General features: G+C 63.7%; 17 protein-coding genes. 9 read left to right on the forward strand and 8 right to left on the reverse strand.

Going from position 1 to position 17,763, the window contains the following annotated elements; genetic code table 11:
- Positions 1 to 2: 2 nt before the first annotated feature.
- Together NKI97_RS25245 and NKI97_RS25250 are read right to left on the reverse strand one after the other, a co-directional pair.
- Entirely contained in the window at positions 3 to 485 is a 483-nt protein-coding gene (locus NKI97_RS25245) for a MarR family winged helix-turn-helix transcriptional regulator (protein ID WP_352454736.1), read from the reverse strand.
- Between the two features lie 203 nt (positions 486 to 688).
- The gene (locus NKI97_RS25250) at positions 689 to 1,411 is read right to left on the reverse strand and encodes an intradiol ring-cleavage dioxygenase (protein ID WP_352452219.1); all 723 of its coding nucleotides are present in this window, start codon (positions 1,409 to 1,411) and stop codon (positions 689 to 691) included.
- 197 nt (positions 1,412 to 1,608) lie between these two features.
- On the opposite strand from NKI97_RS25250, the gene NKI97_RS25255 reads away from it, so the two are divergent.
- Both NKI97_RS25255 and NKI97_RS25260 read left to right on the forward strand, forming a co-directional pair.
- Entirely contained in the window at positions 1,609 to 2,676 is a 1,068-nt protein-coding gene (locus tag NKI97_RS25255; protein ID WP_352452220.1) for a CobW family GTP-binding protein, read from the forward strand.
- A 250-nt stretch (positions 2,677 to 2,926) separates the two neighbouring features.
- On the forward strand, positions 2,927 to 3,901 hold the full coding sequence (locus tag NKI97_RS25260) for a WD40 repeat domain-containing protein (protein ID WP_352452221.1): 975 nt from the start codon (positions 2,927 to 2,929) through the stop codon (positions 3,899 to 3,901).
- Positions 3,902 to 3,909: 8 nt separating this feature from the next.
- On the opposite strand, the gene NKI97_RS25265 is transcribed toward NKI97_RS25260, so the two are convergent.
- Positions 3,910 to 4,233: a hypothetical protein gene (locus NKI97_RS25265; RefSeq protein ID WP_352837156.1), complete on the reverse strand. Its 324-nt coding sequence runs from the start codon at positions 4,231 to 4,233 to the stop codon at positions 3,910 to 3,912.
- A gap of 284 nt (positions 4,234 to 4,517) precedes the next feature.
- Between NKI97_RS25265 and NKI97_RS25270 the strand changes: the two genes are divergently transcribed.
- The 3 genes from NKI97_RS25270 to NKI97_RS25280 all read left to right on the forward strand — a co-directional run bounded on the left by NKI97_RS25270 (position 4,518) and on the right by NKI97_RS25280 (position 8,146).
- Positions 4,518 to 5,900, forward strand: a complete 1,383-nt coding sequence (locus NKI97_RS25270; RefSeq protein WP_352452223.1) for an aspartate aminotransferase family protein — start codon at positions 4,518 to 4,520, stop codon at positions 5,898 to 5,900.
- Between the two features lie 14 nt (positions 5,901 to 5,914).
- A complete protein-coding gene (locus NKI97_RS25275; protein WP_352454740.1) occupies positions 5,915 to 7,336 on the forward strand; it encodes a glutamine synthetase family protein in 1,422 nt (473 codons plus the stop codon).
- Positions 7,337 to 7,468: 132 nt separating this feature from the next.
- Complete coding sequence (locus NKI97_RS25280) at positions 7,469 to 8,146, forward strand: UdgX family uracil-DNA binding protein (protein ID WP_023676234.1); 678 nt, start codon at positions 7,469 to 7,471, stop codon at positions 8,144 to 8,146.
- A gap of 1 nt (position 8,147) precedes the next feature.
- On the opposite strand, the gene NKI97_RS25285 is transcribed toward NKI97_RS25280, so the two are convergent.
- The 4 genes from NKI97_RS25285 to NKI97_RS25300 form a co-directional block, all read right to left on the reverse strand.
- Positions 8,148 to 9,413 (reverse strand): glycerate kinase type-2 family protein, encoded by a 1,266-nt coding sequence (locus NKI97_RS25285; RefSeq protein WP_352452225.1) that lies wholly within the window; start codon positions 9,411 to 9,413, stop codon positions 8,148 to 8,150.
- A gap of 175 nt (positions 9,414 to 9,588) precedes the next feature.
- The gene (locus NKI97_RS25290) at positions 9,589 to 10,095 is read right to left on the reverse strand and encodes a heme-degrading domain-containing protein (RefSeq protein WP_352452226.1); all 507 of its coding nucleotides are present in this window, start codon (positions 10,093 to 10,095) and stop codon (positions 9,589 to 9,591) included.
- A 74-nt stretch (positions 10,096 to 10,169) separates the two neighbouring features.
- Complete coding sequence (guaD, locus tag NKI97_RS25295) at positions 10,170 to 11,483, reverse strand: guanine deaminase (RefSeq protein WP_352743842.1); 1,314 nt, start codon at positions 11,481 to 11,483, stop codon at positions 10,170 to 10,172.
- Position 11,484: 1 nt separating this feature from the next.
- Positions 11,485 to 12,702 carry a urate hydroxylase PuuD gene (locus NKI97_RS25300; RefSeq protein ID WP_352452228.1) on the reverse strand — a complete coding sequence of 406 codons (1,218 nt, stop codon included), beginning with the start codon at positions 12,700 to 12,702 and terminating at the stop codon, positions 11,485 to 11,487.
- Between the two features lie 140 nt (positions 12,703 to 12,842).
- Here NKI97_RS25300 and NKI97_RS25305 point away from each other — a divergent pair, with 140 nt between their 5' ends.
- The 4 genes from NKI97_RS25305 (at position 12,843) to dps (ending at position 16,736) form a co-directional block, all read left to right on the forward strand.
- Positions 12,843 to 13,763 carry a LysR family transcriptional regulator gene (locus NKI97_RS25305; protein WP_352452229.1) on the forward strand — a complete coding sequence of 307 codons (921 nt, stop codon included), beginning with the start codon at positions 12,843 to 12,845 and terminating at the stop codon, positions 13,761 to 13,763.
- Positions 13,764 to 13,837: 74 nt separating this feature from the next.
- Entirely contained in the window at positions 13,838 to 14,851 is a 1,014-nt protein-coding gene (locus tag NKI97_RS25310) for an LLM class flavin-dependent oxidoreductase (protein ID WP_352837162.1), read from the forward strand.
- Positions 14,848 to 16,101 (forward strand): LLM class flavin-dependent oxidoreductase, encoded by a 1,254-nt coding sequence (locus tag NKI97_RS25315; protein ID WP_352452231.1) that lies wholly within the window; start codon positions 14,848 to 14,850, stop codon positions 16,099 to 16,101. The genes NKI97_RS25310 and NKI97_RS25315 overlap by 4 nt, the downstream gene beginning before the upstream one ends.
- Positions 16,102 to 16,247: 146 nt before the next feature.
- The gene (gene dps, locus NKI97_RS25320; RefSeq protein WP_352837165.1) at positions 16,248 to 16,736 is read left to right on the forward strand and encodes a DNA starvation/stationary phase protection protein Dps; all 489 of its coding nucleotides are present in this window, start codon (positions 16,248 to 16,250) and stop codon (positions 16,734 to 16,736) included.
- An 8-nt stretch (positions 16,737 to 16,744) separates the two neighbouring features.
- Here the strand turns inward: dps and xdhC are convergent, their stop codons facing one another.
- On the reverse strand, positions 16,745 to 17,734 hold the full coding sequence (gene xdhC, locus NKI97_RS25325; protein ID WP_352452255.1) for a xanthine dehydrogenase accessory protein XdhC: 990 nt from the start codon (positions 17,732 to 17,734) through the stop codon (positions 16,745 to 16,747).
- Positions 17,735 to 17,763 lie beyond the last annotated feature (29 nt).

Below are 17,763 nucleotides of genomic sequence, written 5' to 3' on the forward strand. Positions count from 1 at the left end.
CCTTATTCAAGGATCTTGTCCTCGATATCCAGTTCGTCATCGGGGAGCACCATTTCGCCGTTCGAAAGGTTCGCCTCGACACGGGCAAGCAGCTTGAACAGCGCTTTCTGATCCTTCTTGTCGAGACCCTTCAATGCCTGCTTTTCGGTCTTCTTCACCGATTTCTCGATGGCGTGGATGATTTCGCGGCCGGTGTCGGTGAGGAAAATATGCGCCTGGCGGGCATCGGCGGACGAGGCCCGCTTCTCCAGAAAGCCCTGCGCCTGCAGCCGGTTGATGGTCTTGGTGATGGTCGGCGGACGCACGCCGAGGCGGCCGGCAAGGTTGCCGGGCGTCTGCCCGTCCTCGCGGTCGAGCGCCAGCATGATCTGGTCCTGGCCGGCATAGAAACCATGCGCCAGAAGCCGGGCGGCGAGCGCCGTGCGCGCCAGCCGCGCCGCCGAATGCAGCCGGCTCATTGTTGCAGTCTTGTCCGCCTTGGCCATGCTCATCCCTCCTCGGCCGAACCGGAGCGGACAGCATAGAAGCAGGCCGCCGATTGGCAATGACGATCGAAAACATTCCGGCTCGGAAAATAGCTTTGCCGGCAAGCTTCGCGGTGTTCGCCGTGGCTAATGCCAGATGTTTATTTCAGTTAGATGACAAACGACTTTCCGCAATGGCTGGATGGGGACGTGACGAGGCGTTCTCAACCGGCTTTCACCGCGACCACCATCAACGCCTGATAGGCGTCCGCCATTTCCCGCAGCGCTGCCTGCGACAGCGACCCGGCCTGCCGAGCAATGCCGTCCCGCGCGTTCGATGTATCGCGTTTGCCGGGGCGATCTTTATAGGGCGCGACGGTGGCGAATATCTGCTCGCTGAGGCTGTCGGGGAAGAACATCTGGCCGGTCATCATCGAGCGGTCGTCAGGGAAGATCTTGAAATGGATGTGGGTGGTGCGGCCGCGATACCAGCCGGGATAGATGGTGGCGAAAGAAGCGATGCCGCTTTCATCGGTTCTCTGCCAGCCGCGGAGAAAGCTCTGGCCGGACGTGTCGATATCCTGCCCGTCGCCCTGTCCGGGATAGCCGGAATAGGTGCCCTGGGCATCGCAATGCCAGATATCGACGCGTGCGCCGGGAAGCGGCCGGCAGGCGGCGTCGACGATTTGCAGCCGCACATTGAGGCCGATGCCCTTCTTGCCCTCGGTGATATCGGCGCGTTCGAGCTTCGGGTCGAAATAGAACGGCCCTTCGGTGACCTCGGGCGTGATGGCGCAGACGCCGGCACCGGCTTCGAACAAAGCAAGCCCGGCATAGGGCGAAACCTGCCCGGCCCTTGCACCGGCGGGCAGGAATATGCCGCCAGCGGTAACCGCAACGAGACCGAGCGCCTGCCGACGGCTTAGTGGCAAGGACTTGTCGGACATCTGGCGCCTCTTCAACGCGAACAGCTCCGTAAATGACCCCGCCTATCTAGGGCCCGCTGTCAGGCGGCGCCAATGAAAGTTCGGTAATGTGAGGAAAGTTCGGCAATACCAGCCCCTCTTTGGCCCACCGGTTTGCCTCGTGCAAAAGCCGAGCACACATCCTATATGGAGCCGACAATTCCTATTCGAGGCACAATATGAGCGACGCACAGACGCAGATCCCCGTAACCGTCCTCACCGGCTATCTCGGCGCCGGCAAGACGACACTGCTCAACCGCATCCTTTCGGAAAACCATGGCAAGCGCTACGCCGTCATCGTCAATGAATTCGGCGAGATCGGCATCGACAACGAGCTGATCGTGGAATCCGATGAGGAGATCTACGAGATGAACAATGGCTGCGTCTGCTGCACGGTACGCGGCGACCTGATCCGCGTCGTCGAGGGCCTGATGCGCAGGCCTGGCCGCTTCGACGCCATCCTCGTCGAGACCACAGGCCTCGCCGATCCCGTGCCGGTGGCGCAGACCTTCTTCATGGACGACGACGTGCGTTCCAAGACCAGGCTCGATGCGGTGGTGGCGCTGGTCGACGCCAAGCACCTGCCGCTGCGTCTGAAGGATTCCCGAGAGGCCGAGGACCAGATCGCCTTTGCCGATGTCGTCGTACTCAACAAGACCGATCTGGTCACCCCCGAAGAGCTGAGCAAGGTGGAGGCGACGATCCGCGCCATCAACCCGGCGGCACGAATCCATCGCACCACACGCGCCAGCGTGGCGCTGTCCGAGGTGCTCGATCGCGGTGCGTTCGACCTGTCCCGGGCGCTGGAGAACGATCCGCATTTCCTCGAGGCGCATGACGATCACGACCATCATGATCATGATCATGACCACCATCACCATGATCACGACGGCCATGATCACCACGATCATGACGGGCATCATCATGCGCACCCTTCCGACATCCATGACGTGACTGTGCAGTCGGTGTCGCTGCGCGGCGGCGAGATGGACCCGAAAAAGTTCTTCCCGTGGATCGAGAAGGTGACCCAGATGGAAGGCCCGAACATCCTGCGGCTGAAAGGGATCCTTGCGCTGAAAGGCGATGACGAGCGCTATGTCATCCAGGGTGTGCACATGATCATCGAGGGCGACCACCAGCGCGCCTGGAAGGACGACGAGAAGCACGAGAGCCGGCTGGTGTTCATCGGCCGCGAACTCGACGCCGAGCGACTGAAGACAAGCTTCGAGGCCTGCCAGGCCGCTTGATTTCCGGACTTTATAGCGCTAGCGCTGCCCCTTCTCTCCTTCTCCCCTTGTGGGAGAAGGTGGCCGAGCGAAAGCTCGGTCGGATGAGGGGTGTTCCAGCTTGGCAAGGACGGCACTCCGTCCAGCACCCCTCATCCGTCTTGGCGCTGCGCGCCAATCCACCTTCTCCCACAAGGGGAGAAGGCGGAGCCTCGCCGACAGCCCGGCGGGGTTAGATGACAAGCAGAAATCTCGAACGGAATGATCTCTCATGCCGACAGTCGCCCCGCTCGATCTCGAAGGCCACTGCCTCGCCGCCGTGTTTCTCGGCGACGTGCCGCATTTTGCGCTGGCCGACGGCACAATCCATCGGCTCGACCACGGCCACAAGACGGTGGAGGCCAATGACGGAATGCTCGCCGCCTTCCATGATGCGGCAACCGACCGACTGATCACCGGCGGTGAGGACGGCAGGATCTTTGCCGTGACCCCAGGCGGCAATACAACGGAATTGGCGACCGCAGGCAAGAAATGGATAACCAGCGTCGCCGCCGGGCCGCAAGGCGCTGTTGCCTATGCTTCGGGCAAGATTGCCTATGTGCGCTTTGCCGACGGCAAAACCAGGGAATTCTCGCATCCGCGCTCAGTCGAGGGGCTTGCCTTCTCGCCCAAGGGCATGCGCTTCGGCGTTGCCCGCTACAATGGCGCGACGCTGCACTTCCCGGCTGCCGACGGCAAGCCGGTCGAGCTCGAATGGGCCGGCGCCCACACCGGCATCACCTTCTCGCCGGACGGCGGCTTCGTCGTCACCACCATGCAGGAAAACGCGCTGCATGGCTGGAAGCTCGCCGACGGCAAGCACATGCGCATGTCCGGCTACCCCGGCAAGGTGAAAAGCCTGTCGTGGAGCGCCAAGGGCAAATGGCTGGCGAGTTCCGGCGCGCCGGCGGCGATCGTCTGGCCGTTTTCCGGCAAAGACGGGCCGATGGGCAAGGCGCCGCTGGAACTCGGCACGCGCGGCAATGCGATGGTCACCTCCGTCGCCTGTCACCCGAGCCAGGACGTCGTTGCTATCGGCTATGATGACGGGATGGTGATGGCGGTGCGCTTCGCCGACGCCAAGGAAGTGCTGTTGCGCCGGCCGGGCAAGGGCGCCGTCACTTCGATGATGTGGGACAAGGAAGAGCGCCGCGTCGCCTTTGGCAGCGCTGCGGGCGACTGCGGCGTCATCGATATTTCGGCGTAGCCTGTTACTTACTCGGCTCCGCAAGATACTTTGCCGGTCAATTCAGCCTGCTTGCCGTCCTTTTCGGCATCGGCCGTTACACCATGGATTGAGAGCAAATAGCGACCGTCATAGACGCCTTCCTCGCTGGCCTTGGTCAGGATCGCCAGTTCGACATAGCCGTGGGCGTTTTCGACCTGCCGTTCGTGGTAGACGAGCAGCCGCAATTCCTTGTTGTCGAGCCAATATTGCGTGAGGTTCTGATCCTCGAACACCGTCTTGCGCAGACTGTCGCCAGCCGGCCTGCCCAGAATCTCGAGCTCGCCGCTAAAATTGAAGGTCGGCCCGCCCACTGGTGACCCCGGCACCGACCTGAAATTTGACGGCTGCATCCTCGGCGGAACACCAGATGCCGCCGGACGCCAGAGCCGCACCAACCGACGACAGCAGCGTTGCTGCGCAGACGGTCGCCCGCACCATCTTATCCCCTCCAGCCGAAATACCATTGGCGCCCGAAGGCGGCTCGCGGTCAAGCGCCTGTTTTCATTCAAACGACCGCTGACCCAACACAGGGCAGCCGCCCGGCCAATTGCGGTGGCGGATGCCGATTGTCTAAAGTGCGACTGAGAGGGCCGCCATGAACGTCATGAACCATTCAAAGACTTCCATCGGCGGCATCGGCCCGGCCCGGATCGCCGAGTTGCGCGCGACCGAAGCAGAAGTCTTCCGCCGGGCGCGGCCAAAATCGATGGCGAAAATCGGCAATGGCCTGCCCGGCTTCTTCGGCGGCGTGCCGATGCATTGGATGAACGACTGGCCGACGCCGTTCCCGATCCTCGTCGATAGGGCCAGGGGCGCCATCATCAGAGATATCGACGGCAACCGGCTCGACGATTTCTGCCTTGGCGACACCGGTTCGATGTTCGGCCATTCGCCGCCGCCGGTCGCACGCGCCATCCGCAGGCAGGCCGGACGCGGCCTGACCTACATGCTGCCTGCCGAGAACGCGCTCGCCATCGGGCCGTTGCTGCAGCAGCGCTTCGGTTTGCTGTCGTGGCAGATCGCGACGACGGCGACCGATGCCAACCGCTTCGCGCTGCGGGTTGCCCGCGCCGTTACCGGCCGGGAGAAGATACTGGTCTTCAACGGCTGCTATCATGGCTCGGTCGACGAGACGATGGTGCGGCTGGTCGCCGGGAAAGCGGTGAATCGACCGGGACTGGCCGGCGAGTTCCGCGACCTGACGCGGGCGACTGATGTCGTCGAGTTCAACGATCTGCCGGCGCTCGACGCGGCACTCCGGGGCAACGATGTCGCCTGCGTCATCGCCGAGCCGGTGCTGACCAATTCCTGCATGGTGCTGCCCGAAGCCGGCTTTCATGATGGTTTGCGGCGTCTCACCCGTGCGACCGGCACGCTGCTTCTAATCGACGAGACGCATACAATCTCGACCGGTCCCGGCGGCTATTCAAGCAAATACGGGCTGGAGCCGGACCTGTTCGTGCTGGGCAAGCCGATTGCCGGCGGCGTACCGGCGAGCGTCTGGGGCATGAGCGAAGACGTTGCGGCCCGCTATGCCGCTTATATCAGCCGGAAAGAGCCCGGCTACTCCGGCATGGGGACAACGCTGTCGGCCAATCCGCTGCAATTCGCAGCGATGCGCGCCACGCTCGAATACGTCATGACCGACGAGAACTACAGCCATATGGACCATCTGGCGCGGCGGCTCGACGCCGGGCTGACCGCCGTCATCGATCGCTATCGTCTGCCCTGGCATGTTGCTCGCGTCGGTGCCCGTGTCGAGTTCATCTGCGCGCCGGGCCCGCTGAGGAACGGCGGCGAAGCGGAAGCTGCGCACGTGCCGGAGCTCGAGGCGGCAATCCATGTCGCGCTGGTCAATCGCGGCGTGCTGATCGCACCCTTCCACAACATGATGCTGATCTCTCCTGCGACCAGCGCCGCCCAGGTGAACCGGCTGATCACTGCCTTCGGCGCGGTTGCGGCAAAGCTTACGGCGTGAGACAAGCTTGCGGCATGAAACAAGCGCCCAAGCAAAGTTTGAACCTGGTCACGGCATCCCCTTCGGGCTCGACGCCCGCCGAGGCGCAGGCCTTTCTCGACGCTCATCCCGAGATCGAAGCGTTCGACATCGTGCTGACCGACGCCAATGGCGTCGGGCGCGGCAAGATCGTGCGCCGGCATGAGTTGATGAGCATCTTCGAGGGGGGCCGGCACATGCCGATCTCGATCCTCGGCCTCGACATCACCGGCGAGGATGTTCACGAGACCGGGCTGATCTGGACGACGGGCGACGGCGACCTGCGGGCGTGGCCGATCCCCGGCACACTGGTGCCGCTGTTCGGCACCCAGCCGCCGCGCGGCCAGGTGCTGATGGCGATGTACCATCTCGATGGCCAGCCGATGTCGTCCGACCCGCGGCTGGCACTCGCCCGCCAGGTAGACATCCTCGCGGCCAAGGGCCTGCATCCGGCCGGCGCCTTCGAGCTCGAATTCTTCCTGCTCGCCAACGAGCGCGACGCCGAAGGCAAGGTGCAGCCGGCGCACGCGGTGCTTGACGGACGCCGCTCGGCCAAGACGGAGGTCTATTCCGTCGACCATCTGCACGGCATGGAGCCGCTGTTTTCCGACATCTACGCCGCAGCCAAGGTGCAAGGCATCCCGGCCGAGACGGTCATCTCGGAATATGCGCCCGGCCAGTACGAGCTGACGCTCAACTACCGCAAGGATGTGATGCGGGCGGCCGACGATCTCGTGATGCTCAAGCGACTGGTGCGGGCGCAGGCGCGCCGTCATGGTGTCACCGCTTGCTTCATGGCCAAGCCGATCGAGAAATATGCCGGCTCGGGCATGCATTTTCATGTCTCGCTGCTGGACGATGCCGGCAAGAATGTCTTTGCCGAAACCGGCGGCGAAAGCTGGTCGCTGCCGCTGCTGCGCGGCCTCGGCGGACTGATCCAGACGATGGCGGAATCGATGCTGGTCTTCGCGCCGCATGCCAATTCATGGCGGCGCTTCGTCTCGCAATCCTATGCGCCGGTGGCGCCGACCTGGGGCGTCAACAACCGTTCGGTGGCACTGCGTGTGCCGGCCGGCGATGCCAAGAACCGCCGCATCGAGCACCGGCCATCGGGCGTCGACGCGAATCCTTACCTAGTGGCGGCAACGGTGCTGGCCGGTGTCGTCAAGGGCCTCGACGAAGGCCTCGACCCCGGTCCCGAAACCACCGGCAATGGCTACGAATCGGCCGTCACGCGCACGACGATGCCGGTCGACTGGCGCGCCGCGATCGAGGCGGCAAGGGCGTCGAGTTTCCTCAAGGGCGCATTGGGCGAAGACCTGCACCGGACGTTCGTGGCGATCAAGCAATCGGAATATCTGCGCGTGGCGCGCACGGTCAGCGAACTGGATTATCACCTCTATCTGCACGAGGTGTAGGGCATCGCATCGTCGGCCATCCGCCGGTGAAGGCGCATGCGGAATAATTTCAACGGAACCTTCGGCGGGCTTTGCTCATTGCGTGTCTGATTGCAGCGAGCGAGCAAGGCCGCCTTAGTCATGATCGCCAGGATGCAGACAACCCCGACGCCGCACCATGCCAAAGTGCAGGCAAGACGCTTGCCTGCAAGCAAGTCTCCGGAAACGACAGAAATCGACGCCAGGACGATTCCTGAACTGCGCGAAACGGCCAAGATCTGCCGCCGCTGTCCGCTCTGGCACGACGCCACGCAGACCGTGTTCGGTGAGGGCCCTGATAAAGCCAAGGTGATCTTCGTCGGCGAACAGCCGGGCGACCAGGAGGACCTGGCGGGCAAGCCCTTCGTCGGTCCGGCGGGCAAGGTGTTCGACGCGATCCTGGACGATGCCGGCGTCGATCGGCTGAAAGTCTACGTCACCAACGCGGTCAAGCATTTCAAGTTCGAGCCGCGCGGCAAGCGGCGCATCCACTCCAAGCCGAACGCCGGCGAGGTGCAGGCTTGCCGCTGGTGGCTCGACAAGGAAATCGATCTGATCAAGCCCAATCTGGCGGTGGCGCTCGGCGCAACGGCGGCGCAGGCGCTGCTTGGCAAGGTGGTGCCGATCATGAAGATGCGCGGGGCCGTCGTGGAGCGCGACGATGGCTTGCGTGTCTTCGTCACCATCCACCCGTCCTTCATCCTGCGCATTCGCGAGCCGGCGGACAAGCAGGCAGAACGCGACCGGTTCCTGCAGGATATGAGAGCGGTGAAAAAGCTGATGGCCGCCTGAGCTATTTGATCAATATCGCCCGGAGATCGTTGACGTTTGTGCCGGTCGGACCGGGTACGAAAAGGTCATCTACGGCATTGAATGCCGTCCAGGCGTTGTTGCCGGCAAGCATGGCCTTGGCATCGACGCCCGCCTTATGCATCCGCGACACCGTCGAGCCGTCGGCGAAGGCGCCGGCATTGTCTTCCGAACCGTCAATGCCGTCGGTGTCGGCGGCCAGTGCGTGGACGCCCGCCATGCCGCTGACCCCAATGGCGAAGGCGAGCAGGAATTCCGAGTTGCGGCCGCCTTTGCCTTTCGCGCGCAAGGTCACGGTCGTCTCGCCGCCCGACAGGATCAGCACCGGTTTTGCGAATGGCCGGTTGCGCGTCGCCACTTCGCGCGCGATTGCAGCGTGGACGCCGCCGACCTCACGCGCCTCGCCCTCGATGGAATCGGAGAGAATGACCGCTTCGATACCTTGGTACCTGGCTTCGGCCGCAGCCGCTTCCAGCGATACGCCGGCCGAGGCGATCAGATGTACCTCGTTGCGCGAAAAACGCGGATCATCGACGCGCGGTGCATCGGCGGCCGGCGAATTGATGTGCGCCATCACTGAAGCCGGTAGTTTCATGTCATAGGCGGCGATCGACGCTAATGCATCTTCGCGGCTGCCGGAATCGGGAACGGTCGGGCCGGAAGCGACCAGCGCCGGGTTATCGCCCGGAATGTCGGAGACCACCAGCGACACCACCTTGGCTGGATAGGCAGCGGCCGCCAGCCTGCCGCCCTTGATCGTGGAAACATGTTTGCGGATGGTGTTCATCGCGGCGATCGGCACGCCGGAGGCGAGCAGCGCCTCGTTGACAGCGACCTCATCGGCCAGCGTCAGACCTTCGGCAGGTGACGGCAGCAGCGCCGAGCCGCCGCCCGAAATGAGCGCCACGACGAGGTCGTCCGCAGTCAGTCCCTGGACCTTTTCGAGCAGCCGTCGCGAGGCCTCCAGCCCCGCGGCATCCGGCACCGGATGCGCCGCCTCGATGATCTCGATGCGCCGGCAGGCCGCGCCATAGCCGTAGCGGGTGACGACCAAACCTTCGATCGGCCGGTCCCACACTTTCTCGAAAGCCGCCGCCATCTGCGCCGAGCCTTTTCCTGCACCGATGACGATCGTCCGTCCCTTCGGCCTTGCGGGCAAATGATCCTTGATCGTCCTCTGGGGATCGGCGGCGGCAACGGCGGCGTTGAAGATCGAAATGAGAAAGGACTTGGGATCGAGCGCGGTCATACTGAGCTACCACGGACGCTGTGCGAGCTTCTGCGGCGTTTGCGCTGCCCCTCACCCTTACCCTCTCCCCGTATAGAGACGGGGAGAGGGGATCGCCAGCGTTGGAGCGTTGCCCTTCTCCCCGTCACTACGCGGGGAGAAGGTGCCGGCAGGCGGATGAGGGGCAGCGCCAACGTCACGATGTTGCTTCCGGCGGCAGGACCAACTCCTGGCTATCGACGCCCAAGTAGCTACACAGCGTATGGACGACAACTCCGTGGTCCTCGCGCTCCGGTAGACCGGAGACGGCGATCACGCCGATGACGCCAGCGCCCTTGACAGTGATGGGAAAGCCGCCACCGGCCAGCACATAGTCGGCAACGTCCAGCCCCTCGCCGGGCTTGAAGCTGCGGTCGGGGCGCTGCTGCTCCAGCACAATGCGGTAGGTGCTTTTCAGGAACCGCCGCACGACGTTGATCTTGCGCCGCGCCCAGTCCGGATTGGAGGCGTTCGAGCCGGGCATTGCCGCATAGAACAGCGGCCGGTCGAAAGTTCTGATATCGACGATGATCGGCAGGTTTTCCTTGAGAGCCCGGTCGCGGATCGCCGAGCCGATCTCGAAAGCGACGGCTTCATCGAAGGCCGAAAAGACAAGCGTGGCTTCCTGTTTCTTGATCAGAGCGATGTCGTCCGCAACGGCCATGTCGTTCCCCTGTCGATCTCGCCTGTTGCTTTGGCGGATGGCTGCCGCCCGGTCAAGCCGGCCGCATACGACGGCTAAACCGCTATATCCGCCTTGGCCGCCCGGCCGGCGACATAGACCTCGCGCACGGCGCGGTCATCGCCGAGCGTCTGCAGCAGAAACAATTCCTCGGCGAGCGTGTCCGCCGTCTCCACCCGCAGCCGCATCGCCGGCGTGGCGCGGGCGTCGAGCACGATGATATCGGCGTCGCTGCCTTCCTCCAGGGTGCCGATCTTTTCCGCAAGCGACAGCGCCTCGGCATTGCCGCGGGTCAGCTGCCAGAAGGACTGGAACGGATTGAGCTTCTCGCCGTTCAGCGCGATCACCTTGTAGCCCTCGTCCATGGTGCGCAGCATCGAATAGTTGGTGCCACCGCCGACATCGGTGGCGGCGGCGATGCGAAGCGGCTTCTCGCGGCGGCTATAGCGCTGATAATCGAACAGGCCCGAGCCGAGAAACAGGTTGGAGGTCGGGCAGAACACCGCCACCGAGCCGCTATCCGAAAGCACATCCGCCTCGCGTTCCGACAGGTGGATGCAATGGCCGAACAGGCTTCTGCGCCCGAGCAGCCCATAGTGTTCGTAGATGTCGGTGTAGTCCCGCGTCTGCGGGTACAATTGCTGCGTGAAGGCGATCTCGGCGTGGTTTTCCGACAGATGCGTCTGCATGTGCAGATCAGGATATTCGCGGCAGAGCGCGCCCGCCATCTCCAATTGCTCGGGCGACGAGGTGATGGCGAAGCGCGGCGTGATGGCATAGTGCTGGCGCCCCTTGCCGTGCCACTCATCGATCAACGCCTTGCTGTCGTCATAGCCCGATTGCGGCGTGTCGAGCACGCCGTCCGGCGCGTTGCGGTCCATCATCACCTTGCCGGCGATGTTGAGCATGTTGCGGTCGTGCGACTCGGCAAAGAACGCTTCGGCAGATTCCTTGTGTACCGAGCAATAGGCCGCGACTGTCGTGGTGCCATGCCGCAATACTTCATCCAGGAACAGCCTGGCGATACGGCGGCCATGCTGGGCGTTCTGGAATTTGGTCTCTTCCGGAAAAGTGTAGGTGTTCAGCCAGTCGAGCAGCTCGGCGCCGAAGGAAGCGATGACCTGCATCTGCGGAAAATGCGCGTGCGCATCGATGAACCCGGGCAGCAGCAGATGCGGCCTGTGGTCGATTTTTTTTGTTCCCTCGCCCGCCTTTTTCTCGACCTCGGCATAGGCGCCCGCGGCAACGATCCTTCCGTCGCGCATCAGCAGGCCGCCATCTTGCTCGTAGCGCCAGGCGGAATGGTCGTCGATGGTTTCGGGCCAGCGCAAAAACGACAGCGTGCGGCCGCGCAGCAGCGTGCTGGTCATGCTATTTCCCCGCGCCTTCGAACCAGGCTACCAGCAGTGCCCGTTCCTTGTCGGTGATCTGGGTGACGTTGGCGGGCGGCATGGCGTGGCTGCGTCCGGCCTGCAGGTAGATCTCGCCGGCGTGCTCGGCGATGCCGGCATCGGTGTCGAGCATCACGCCCTTCGGTGCGTGGTAAATGCCCGCGTAGGACGGCTCCGCCGCGTGGCACATCGAACAGCGGCCAAGGACCGTATCGCGCACGGCAGGGAAATGCGCCGAGGCAACGTAGACCTGTGCCGCCGAGGACGTTTTGACCTCGCCGGTCAGCAGCTTCGGTGCCGTCGACAGCCAGATGATGACGACGAACAGGACGGCGGCCGCCAGCCAGGTCCAGGTAGGATTGCCTTTGCGCGCATGCCTGGTGTTGAAATAGTGCCGGATCAGCACGCCGATGATGAACACCAGCGAGGCGATGACCCAGTTGAACTCTGTCCCGAACGCCAGCGGATAATGGTTCGACAGCATCAGGAACAAAACCGGCAGCGTCAGGTAATTGTTGTGCAGCGAGCGCTGCTTGGCGATCTTGCCGTATTTCGGATCGGGCTTACGGCCGGCGATCAGGTCGGCGACGACGATCTTCTGGTTGGGGATGATGACCATGAAAACGTTGGCCGACATGATCGTCGCGGTAATGGCGCCGAGATGCAGGAAGGCGGCGCGGCCGGTGAACAGGTGGGTCAGTCCCCAGGCCATGAATACCAGCACCCCATACAGCACCAGCATCAGGCCGGTGTCGCTGTTGCCGAGCGGCGAACGGCACAAGAGATCGTAGACCACCCAGCCGACGCCGATCGTCGCCAGCGACAGCAAGATGCCTGTAGGCACCGACATGGCAAGGACATTCGGATCGATCAGGAACAGGTCCGCCCCGGCATAGTAGACGACGCACAGCATGGCGAAGCCCGACAGCCAGGTGGCGTAGGATTCCCACTTGAACCAGGTCAGATGCTCGGGCATCTCAGCCGGCGCCACCAGATATTTCTGCACATGGTAGAAGCCGCCGCCATGCACCTGCCATTCCTCGCCGAAGGCTCCGGCAGGCATGCCCGGACGCTGGCGCAGCCCGAGATCGAGCGCGACGAAATAAAAGGACGATCCAATCCAGGCGATACCGGTGACGACGTGCAGCCAGCGCACGGCGAAACTCAGCCAATCCCAGAATATCGCGAAATCCATCATGAAAAAATCGTCCCTGCCGATCCACTGACTTTACGGACTGGAGCGCAAACGGAAAGAGCCGAGCTGCACGATGACTTTCAAAAAAATTTGGAAAATACTAGGCTCGTTACACGCTGCCACATGAGAGCCACGAAAGACGCATGGCCTATCTCGACAACATCGCCGTTTTCGTCCGCGTCGTCGAGCTCGGGAATTTATCGGCGGCTGGGCGCGACATGCGCATTTCGCCGGCAGTCGCTTCCAATCGCATCAAGGAGCTCGAGAAGCATCTCGGTGTCAGGCTGTTCAACCGCACGACGCGGCAGTTGATGCCGACCGAGCACGGCACGGTGTTCTACTCCGGCGCCAAGCAGGTGCTGGAGGCGGTCACCGAGGCGGAAGCGGCGGTCAGCGCGTTATCCGGGCAGCCGCGCGGCACCATAAAGGTGACAGCGCCGCTCGGCCTCGGGCGGCGGCTGGTGGCATCCGGCATCCCGGATTTCCACGACAGATACCCCGATATCGAGGTGCGGCTCCGGTTATCCGACCACAATGTCGATATCATGAAGGAAGGCATCGACGTTGCGTTCCGGCTGGGCATCATCGAGGATTCCAGCCTCAGGATGCGCGGCATCATGGACTGCGAACGCGTGCTGGTAGCGGCTCCGCAATATCTGGACGTGCGCGGCGAGCCGACCGAGCCGCAGGAGTTGATCGGCAAGAAACACGATTGCCTGATGCTGCGCTATTCCGGCGCGCGCGAATATGTCTGGACGCTGCAGACGCCGAATGGGCCGCAAAAGTTCGAGGTGCACGGCCCCTACGATACCGATGATGGCGACGTGCTGACCGGCTGGGCGCTGTCCGGCCGCGGTATCATCAACAAGCCGCGCTTCGAGGTCGAGCCGTTTATCCGCGACCAGCGGCTGAAGGTGATCCTGAGCAACACGCCGCCGACGCCGGTGCAGTTCGCCGCCGTCTACCCGCACAAGAAGCTGCAGGATCCGAAGGTGCGGCTGCTGCTCGATTTCATGGCCGAGCGCTGCCAGCGGCTGATCAGGGATATTCTGGCCGGCAAATGATCGCTGGCTGGCCGGTTGCTTTCCGTCCAGCCGGCGAGATAATTCTCAAGGAATCTCGCTCAACAGGGAAAGCGATGGCCAACGGCGCCACAATGTGTCTCGCCGTTTCACTGTCTCCGGAAGCCGCTCCTTCCCATCCGCCCGACGCCGGCCCGGACTTCAGTCTGCTGACGCGGTTCGTGCAAGAAGCCGAAGCGGCCGGTCTGGATATGGTGTTGCTCGGCGATTCCGCGACGGTTGCAGGCGGGCTGAACCGGCAAATGCGCTTCGAAGCAACGACCTTGGTGGCGGCCCTGGCGACGGTGACAAGCAGGATCGGCCTCGTCGCTGCCGCGTCGACGGTCGCCCACCAGCCCTATAATCTCGCGCGCCGTTTCGCCTCGCTCGATATCATCAGCCATGGCCGCACCGGCTGGAACGCGAGCATGATGCCCGACCCGCGCGAGGCCGCCAATTTCAGCCGGCCGGAAGGGTTTTCCTGCGACGATTTCCGCCTGCGCGCCGATGAATTCATCGGCATCGTGCAAGGCTTGTGGAAAGGCTGGGACGCAGACGCGCTGCTGTTCGACAAAGTTGGCGGCCGCTTCTTCGATCCCGAGAAGATGCACCTTCTCGACCACAAGGGCGAATACTTTTCCGTGCGCGGGCCGCTCAACGTGGCGCGGTCGCCGCAGGACACGCCGGTGCTGGTCATGTCCGGCCTGTCCGAGCCCGCCATGTATATCGCCGCCCACACCGCCGATGTCGTCCTGCTCGATGAGCCATCGATCGAGCCGGCGAAGGCTGGCGATCTGAAGCGCCGTGCGCTTGCCTTCGGGCGCAGGCCGGAGGCGCTGAAAGTGCTGATGAACGTTACCGGCAGCGCCGAAATAACCGCCGCGCCGGACCTGTTTGCGGACAGGCTCGAAGAGTGCTTTCGCTCGAAAGCCTGCGACGGCTTCAACATCGCCATGCCGTTCACATCGGCGCTCGACGATTTCGTCGGTCTCGTGCTGCCGGAGCTTCGCCGCCGCGGCCTTGTCCGGTCCGGCTACAGCGCGGCGACACTGCGCGCCCATCTCGGGCTTGCAGGGGAGGATCGGCAATGAGCGCCGGTCGAGGCCAGATGAAGCTCGGCGCCTTCCTGTGGGCGACAGGCCACCACATCGCCGCCTGGCGTCATCCGCAGGCGCATGTCACGGCCGGCATCGACATCGATCATTGCATCCAGCTGGCGCGGACGGCGGAAGCGGCAAAGTTCGACATGATCTTCTGCGAGGACGCCGCCGGCGTGCGTGAGGCCAATGTCAACATCGCCAGCCAAACGTCGCGCTCGATCGGCTTCGAGCCGATCAGCCTGCTTGCGGCGCTCGCGGTGCAGACGGAGCGCATCGGCCTCGTCTCAACGGCGTCGACGAGCTATAACGAGCCTTACGGGCTGGCGCGAACCTTCCTGTCGCTCGACCATCTGAGCGGCGGGCGTGCCGGCTGGAACCTTGTCACTTCGGCCAGCCAGATCGAGGCCGCCAATTTCGGCTCGACCGGTCTGCGCCCGCATGCCGACCGCTACGAACGGGCGCGCGAATTCGCTGCCGTGGTTGCTGGCCTTTGGCAAGGCCAGGGCGGACACGAAGGCAGAAGCTTTTCGGTGCGCGACCCGCTCGATCTGCCGCGCTCGCCACAAGGTGCACCGGTCATGGTTCAGGCGGGAGCGTCGGATGAGGGCCGCGATCTTGCCGCCCGGACCGCCGATGTGGTGTTCACTGCGGCGCAAACATTCGAGGAGGCAAAGGCCTTCTACGACGACCTCAAGGGACGGCTGGCGCCCCATGGGCGCGAGCCGGAGGACGTCAAGATCATGCCCGGCGTCGCGCCGGTCGTCGCGGCAAGCGAAGCGGAAGCCCGGGCAAAACATGATGAACTGCAGGAGCTGATACCGGACGATGTCGGTGTCGCGCTGCTTTCCAGCTATCTCAGCATATCCGATCTCGCGCGCTATCCCATCGACGGACCGCTGCCCGAGCTGCCGGCCAGCGAAGGCATGCAGAGCCGGCAGGCGCTCGTCATCGAGCAATCACGCCGCGACAAGCTGTCCATTCGCCAGCTTGCCCGTCATTTCGCCGGCGCGCGCGGCCATTGGCGCGTCGTCGGAACGCCCGCCCAGATCGCCGACGAGCTCGAGGCACGCTTCGAGGGCGGCGCCGCAGACGGTTTCAACGTCATGCCATCCTATTTTCCCGGCCAACTCGATGCCTTTGCCACACTAGTCGTCCCGGAGCTACAGCGGCGCGGGCTGTTCCGTACGGATTATGAAGGCAGCACGCTGCGCGACCATCTGGGCTTGAAAAGGCCGGCGTAAACGACGAGCGGAACGAAAGTCGGAGATCGCCGTTTTGGGATGCTGTGCCGCGCGGCGATGAGGGCGTCTGCGCGCATGTTCGATTGACCTTCCACAAACTTCGCCCTCTTCAAACCAAGCGGACGCAACCGCCACAGGAGCCGATCATGGATGCCATCGCCACCCGCAACGACCTGCAATCCAATGCCAAGAAAGAGTGTATCGATCTTCTCAATGCCCGCCTCGCCGACGCCATCGATCTGGCCTTGATCACCAAGCAGGCGCACTGGAACGTCAAGGGACCGCAATTCATCGCCATCCACGAGATGCTCGACACGTTCCGCGAGGAGCTCGACGGCCATGTCGACACCATTGCCGAGCGCGCCGTACAGCTCGGCGGGACGGCGCTCGGCACATCGCAAGAGGTGTCGAAGGCGACTATGCTCGAGGCCTATCCGACCGACATCCACAAGACCCGGGATCATCTGGCGGCGCTGATCGACCGCTATGCCGCAACCGCCACGCGGGCACGCGCGGCGATCGAAGAGGCGGCCGGCGCGGGCGATGCCGACACCGCCGACATCTTCACCGCCTATTCACGCTCGCTCGACAAATTGCTGTGGTTCCTTGAGGCGCACACGCAGGAGAAGGAATAGCCAAAACGTCAGCCAGCCATCGCCTTGCGGTGAGGGGCTTTGGACTGAGCGAACGGTGCCGCCGCATGGCCGGCCAACGCTGTCATAATCTCGGCTACGGCGAGTGCGGCGATCACCTGCGGGCGCTTGTCTTTCACCGCATCGCCGCCGATCGGCGAGACGAGGCGGGCAAATTCCGCCTCGCTTCCGTCCGCCGACTTAAGGAACCAGTTCCGGAAGGTCGCCTTCTTGGTCCTGGAGCCGATCATGCCGACATAGGCGACATCCCGGCGTTTCAGCGCCTCGGCGACGATCAGGAAGTCCAGCGCATGGTCATGTGTAAGGACGACGAAGGCGGATCCAGCCGGGGCTTCGCGCACCATCGCCTCAGGCATCGGCGTCAGCTTGGTTTCGACCGCTTCCGGCATGCCTTTGAGCGCCTCGGCTCGCGTCTCGACAACGACGACATGCACCGGCAGCAAGGCCATCGCGGAGGCCAGCGCCTGGCCGACATGGCCGCCGCCGAGGATGTAGACATGCGGTCGCTGCGCTTCCTCGGTTTCCGCCGCCGCAACCAGCTTGGCTTCAAGCGCGGGGTCGACTAGCTGGATCAGCAGCTCGACCCTGCCGCCGCAGCACTGCCCGATGTCCGGGCCGAGCGCGATGTCGAGGGTGGCGCGGATATCCCTCCCCCTTGAGGGGAGGGTGGCGGCGAAGCCGCCGGGTGGGGTCGCCGCGGCAGTGCTCGACGCGCTGGCGGTACCTTCTGAGACGACCCCCTCTGGCCGCTCCGCGGCCATCTCCCCCTCAAGGGGGGGGAAAAGCATCTGTCGCGCTTTGTCGATCGCCATGTATTCGAGCTGGCCGCCGCCGATCGTACCGAAAGTGGCCGATCCTGAGACGAGCATGAAGGCACCCGTCTCGCGCGGCGTCGAACCTTTTGTCCGGGCCACCTCAACGAAGGCGACCCGGCCGGCGCCGGCAAGAAAGGCTTTCAGGCTCTGCACTTTCGCGTTCATCATTTGCGTTCCCTATCGGGAAATATAGA

The sequence above is a fragment of the Mesorhizobium sp. M0296 genome (assembly GCF_040321675.1).
GTDB lineage: Bacteria > Pseudomonadota > Alphaproteobacteria > Rhizobiales > Rhizobiaceae > Mesorhizobium.

Coding starts and splice junctions, on each gene's coding strand:
- NKI97_RS25245 (WP_352454736.1), bottom strand. CDS start 485: ATGGCCAAGGCGGACAAGACTGCAACAATGAGCCGGCTGCATTCGGCG.
- NKI97_RS25280 (WP_023676234.1), top strand. CDS start 7,469: ATGCAGACAACCCCGACGCCGCACCATGCCAAAGTGCAGGCAAGACGC.
- NKI97_RS25255 (WP_352452220.1), top strand. CDS start 1,609: ATGAGCGACGCACAGACGCAGATCCCCGTAACCGTCCTCACCGGCTAT.
- NKI97_RS25310 (WP_352837162.1), top strand. CDS start 13,838: ATGGCCAACGGCGCCACAATGTGTCTCGCCGTTTCACTGTCTCCGGAA.
- NKI97_RS25305 (WP_352452229.1), top strand. CDS start 12,843: ATGGCCTATCTCGACAACATCGCCGTTTTCGTCCGCGTCGTCGAGCTC.
- guaD (WP_352743842.1), bottom strand. CDS start 11,483: ATGACCAGCACGCTGCTGCGCGGCCGCACGCTGTCGTTTTTGCGCTGG.
- NKI97_RS25300 (WP_352452228.1), bottom strand. CDS start 12,702: ATGATGGATTTCGCGATATTCTGGGATTGGCTGAGTTTCGCCGTGCGC.
- NKI97_RS25250 (WP_352452219.1), bottom strand. CDS start 1,411: ATGTCCGACAAGTCCTTGCCACTAAGCCGTCGGCAGGCGCTCGGTCTC.
- dps (WP_352837165.1), top strand. CDS start 16,248: ATGGATGCCATCGCCACCCGCAACGACCTGCAATCCAATGCCAAGAAA.
- NKI97_RS25315 (WP_352452231.1), top strand. CDS start 14,848: ATGAGCGCCGGTCGAGGCCAGATGAAGCTCGGCGCCTTCCTGTGGGCG.
- xdhC (WP_352452255.1), bottom strand. CDS start 17,734: ATGAACGCGAAAGTGCAGAGCCTGAAAGCCTTTCTTGCCGGCGCCGGC.
- NKI97_RS25290 (WP_352452226.1), bottom strand. CDS start 10,095: ATGGCCGTTGCGGACGACATCGCTCTGATCAAGAAACAGGAAGCCACG.
- NKI97_RS25260 (WP_352452221.1), top strand. CDS start 2,927: ATGCCGACAGTCGCCCCGCTCGATCTCGAAGGCCACTGCCTCGCCGCC.
- NKI97_RS25285 (WP_352452225.1), bottom strand. CDS start 9,413: ATGACCGCGCTCGATCCCAAGTCCTTTCTCATTTCGATCTTCAACGCC.
- NKI97_RS25270 (WP_352452223.1), top strand. CDS start 4,518: ATGAACGTCATGAACCATTCAAAGACTTCCATCGGCGGCATCGGCCCG.
- NKI97_RS25275 (WP_352454740.1), top strand. CDS start 5,915: ATGAAACAAGCGCCCAAGCAAAGTTTGAACCTGGTCACGGCATCCCCT.